This is a genomic window from Zooshikella ganghwensis DSM 15267, assembly GCF_000428585.1.
In the GTDB taxonomy this organism is placed as follows: domain Bacteria; phylum Pseudomonadota; class Gammaproteobacteria; order Pseudomonadales; family Zooshikellaceae; genus Zooshikella; species Zooshikella ganghwensis.
The window spans coordinates 1-3908 of the sequence record NZ_AUAF01000251.1 but is presented as its reverse complement, the minus strand read 5'-3'; the positions used below and the strand labels follow the sequence as shown (position 1 = coordinate 3908).

The following is a 3908-nucleotide window of genomic DNA, read 5'->3' as shown; positions in this document are numbered from 1 at the left end:
ATCTAAGTGTGACGGTTGCAGCAGGTTGGTCAGTTATTGGTTTTGCATTTTGTAAATTAGTGGGTTTTATTTTTATTCCTCTTGCGGCATGGCGTCAAACTTCTGATTTTCTAAAAAAAATGTTTGGCATTATGCTTGGTTTTTTACTTTTTGCATTTTTTGTACGTGTAGCCTGTGTCCTCGTTTTGATGCTGTATGAAGCCTTCTTGTTTGGCGGTTTTACTATCGGTGGCGTTAAAGAGCCGCAGGTGTTGCAAATTACTGCCGCGAATGTCACTGAAATTACATTAATTACGGGGTTAGGAATTGTTTTTGTAGCAAGTGCAGGTCCTTTGGCGTACATCTTAGCATCTGCGAGTGTGGGTAAACCCCCAAGCATGACGGGTGTGGTCTTTAAATTGCTCAGGATGAGGAAATAAACAATGCAGCAGGATGAGGCACAACAGGCCAATGCCGCTCAAGTGGGCTTACTTGTGGCAAAAGAGCTTAAAAAGATACACAACAACTGGTTGTATCTTATTATAGCTGTCAGTATTGCGTTGAATTTTTATGGTTATCTCAAAGTCACGGAATTATCCGCACTGGCTGTTGCGAATACTGAAGTTGTTTGGGTAAAAATGTATCCGAATGGTACTTGGGATATTGATTTCTCAATACCAGATGATCCAGAGCGTTTTTTTCAATCTAACATTGATAAGTCAATCAGTGATTTTATTCATTATCGCTATGGTCGTAATCCATATTCTATTAATACAGATTTTCCCAAAGCAACCATGTTTATGACATCAGAGATGCTCAACTGGTTTTATGATGACAAAAAAGGCTTTAATGCAATTAAGAAAGCGGCTGATATTGTTGCTGCTAAAAAGTATGTCAATGTTACTGTTGGTCGTCTTCAGCACTATGATGCGCAAGGGTCAGATCTGGTTGAAGGTACTATCTATCGCACCAGAGTACATATTCGTCGAGAGCAGACAGATGCTAACCATACGCTCATCGGTAAACCTACATTCGATATAGTGGAGTTGCAATGGAGGTTGCTATCACGACGAGAAATTATGCAAAAAACCGCTGGGAGTCGTGAGGAAGCTAAAGATTTATTGCATGTTAATCCTGCGGGTATCGAAATTATTCAAGCACAAATCTTTCAGGACTTTAAGGAAGAGGCCTCAGCATCATGAAAAAATTAATAACAACTACATTATTAGCTAGCTCGCTGGTAACAGTAAATGTGTTAGCAAACAGTTGTAAAAAAATAAACTGGGAACCAGGAAAAATCTACACTATTTATGCCCCATTTAATGGTTGGACTCATATAGAACTGCCTGACAATGTGTTAACCAGTCAAAAAGGCCCATTAATGCTTCTTGGTAATGAAGCTCTTTGGGAAAAGACGGGGGGAGCAAATCACCTATATATTCAACCAAATTCTAAAGAGCCAGAAGGTGAAACTACGACACTGCATGTGATTAGTGAACAAGGTTTAAGCTTTAATTTTAATGTACGGCGTACTTATCAACGTAATACACCCTGCTATACGATTATTAATAAAGGTGAAAACCTCAATAATGTAACTGCTGCACTGACTAATTACATTCATCCAGCGGCTTATCAAGCACAACAGCAGATGACATTTTGGAAAGCCAAGTATGAGGAAGCTAGTGCCCAGCAGCAGGAAAAAGTGGATGATGCTGTAAAAGCGGCGTTACGTCGCTATCGCCATTTTATTTATACTCGTTACCAATGGGACAGTAATAGTGGTTTTATTGGTAAAGATATTGTGTCAGATGTTTACGATGATGGTCGTTTTACGTATATACGTTTACTTAATGATAATAAAGGTATTTTAGCCATTGAGGCTACTGTTGCGGATAAACCTGAAATTATTCAAGCCAAATATGATGATGTAACTAATTTATATCGTGTTGTTGGGATTTATCCTGCATTCCGTTTGAAATATGACGATATTGAAATCGCTATTGAACGGCGGGATGGTATTACAAAGGGGGCATTCTAACATGTTAGGAGAAAGCCAACCTAGCACGCCTGTTAGCCCTTCAACGCATCGTAGCAAGCTGCAAATGTATTTACTCATGGTATTTGGTGGAGTGGTGATTATTAGCGGTATTTGGGTGATGACATATCAGCCAGTTAAAAAGGACAATACACCAGCTTCACCCTATCAGTCAGCTAAAAGCGAAGAAACTAACACAAATACCGCTCGTTCGTCATATGAGGTGGCATTAGAGCGTTTTCAAAAAGGACAGGAAGAGTTTCAAGCGCAGCAACCCGTCGGACTACTTGAAGCACAACAGCAAGCGTATGCAGAAGACGAAGCTAGTACACAGCACAGCGCACAAAATACCGCATTGTTACAGCGTTATCGAGACTTGGAAAACCGCTATAACTTGATGATGTCTGAGGTGGAAAAGCTGAAACAGGCTAACCATAAGCCTGACCCCATTCGCGAAGTTGAAAAAGAGTTCAAAAAAAGTGAACGGATGCGTGCGCTTTCTTCATACCAGAAACGAGAAACCATAACATTTCCAGTAGAAAAGCATGGAGGGAGTACATTAGCAAAAAATACACCCAATATAGTCAAAACTGTGCAGCAAAAAGCACAGCAAGTGATTGATAAGCAGTCAGTTATAAATCAGCTTAAGTCACAACTTGGCGTACAATCTGCGGTATTTAATCCTGGCGCAGGTATTGACTCGTTAGCTAAAGCTCTGGCTAGACCTCAATCTCAGCCACGAGGACAGACAGTTGCTTCGCAACCGGTTACCCAGGCTATAGACCCTAAACTTGATGCAACGGTACAACTGCCGGGTAAAAAGCCACTGCCCCCAGGTACAGTGATTACGGCTATTTTGAATGAGTACACCAATAGTGATTATTTAGGTTCTTATCACGGAATTGTCTCGCATGATGTTTATGACATTGCTTATGAAAATGTCCTTATTCCCAAGGGCACAGAAGTTATAGGGCGCTCCATTGCTTCTAGTGGGCCGAATGCAGTGCTACATAATCGTTTGGGTTTACCTGCTACTCAATTTATTTTGCCAGATGGTTCACCCATTAATTTAAAAAATAAAGTCACCACAAAGGACCGTGGAGGGATTGCTGCAATTAAAGGCTCAGTTGATTATCACCTATGGGAACAGTTTTTAGGTGTTACCGCTTATGCGATTGTTTCCAGTTCAGCAGATAGTGATCGGTCCAGTGCCATATCTGGTTCTACAGAGGTCCGTGGCGACTGGGAAGAAGGCTTAAGAGAACAAACTTCACCTTTGGTACAAAAGTACCTAAATATTGTGCCCACTAAAGAGCTAGATTTAGGCACTCCTATCAAAATTGTCTTGGATGATTATTTGTATTTAACGCCATGGAGCAGCATTTTCGATGAATATATTACTCAACATTAAAATAAATAAATTAATTCGTTATGCATTAAGTAGTGTGCTATTGAGTTGGAGTACACACAGTTTAGCGTTAGAACCACTAAATTTATATGTAAGAATGGTACTTCCTCCAGAAGCTAAAACTGTGCAAGATGCTGCGGAATACTTGATTAGTCATACAGGCTACCAACTAAAGCTTGATGAGCCTGCACCAGCTGATGCACAACAGATTGCCTCAAACACGATTAAACCCATTGCACGTATGTCTAGGACGATGAGTGTCATGGATTCGTTATTAGTGTTAATTGGCCCTGAAAATTATTTAATTGTAGATCGTGAACATAAATTACTAAGTTTTACAGCTAAACCTTAAGGAATGAGGATATGAAAAAAACAGTATTTTTAATCAGTGGATTGGTTTTGGTTGGATGTAATACTCAACATTTAAATTTGCAAGATGCAAGTATCTTTAAATTAAAGCAACGTAATGTGATTGAGCGTGATTTA

General features: G+C 39.8%; 5 protein-coding genes. All 5 read left to right on the top strand.

Translation table 11 applies throughout. The features are described 5' to 3' along the window. On the top strand, positions 1-419 hold a 419-nt coding region (locus F607_RS0125280; RefSeq protein ID WP_027710245.1), incomplete at its 5' end, for a hypothetical protein. Positions 420-422: 3 nt separating this feature from the next. Continuing rightward, positions 423-1181, top strand: a complete 759-nt coding sequence (locus tag F607_RS0125275; RefSeq protein WP_027710244.1) for a hypothetical protein — start codon at positions 423-425, stop codon at positions 1179-1181. Next, a complete protein-coding gene (locus F607_RS0125270; protein WP_027710243.1) occupies positions 1178-2017 on the top strand; it encodes a TrbG/VirB9 family P-type conjugative transfer protein in 840 nt (279 codons plus the stop codon). The genes F607_RS0125275 and F607_RS0125270 overlap by 4 nt, the downstream gene beginning before the upstream one ends. Before the next feature lies 1 nt (position 2018). After that, positions 2019-3425 carry a TraB/TrbI/VirB10 family type IV secretion system protein gene (locus F607_RS33265; RefSeq protein WP_027710242.1) on the top strand — a complete coding sequence of 469 codons (1407 nt, stop codon included), beginning with the start codon at positions 2019-2021 and terminating at the stop codon, positions 3423-3425. Next, complete coding sequence (locus F607_RS31850; protein WP_051311830.1) at positions 3403-3774, top strand: hypothetical protein; 372 nt, start codon at positions 3403-3405, stop codon at positions 3772-3774. The genes F607_RS33265 and F607_RS31850 overlap by 23 nt, the downstream gene beginning before the upstream one ends. Positions 3775-3908 lie beyond the last annotated feature (134 nt).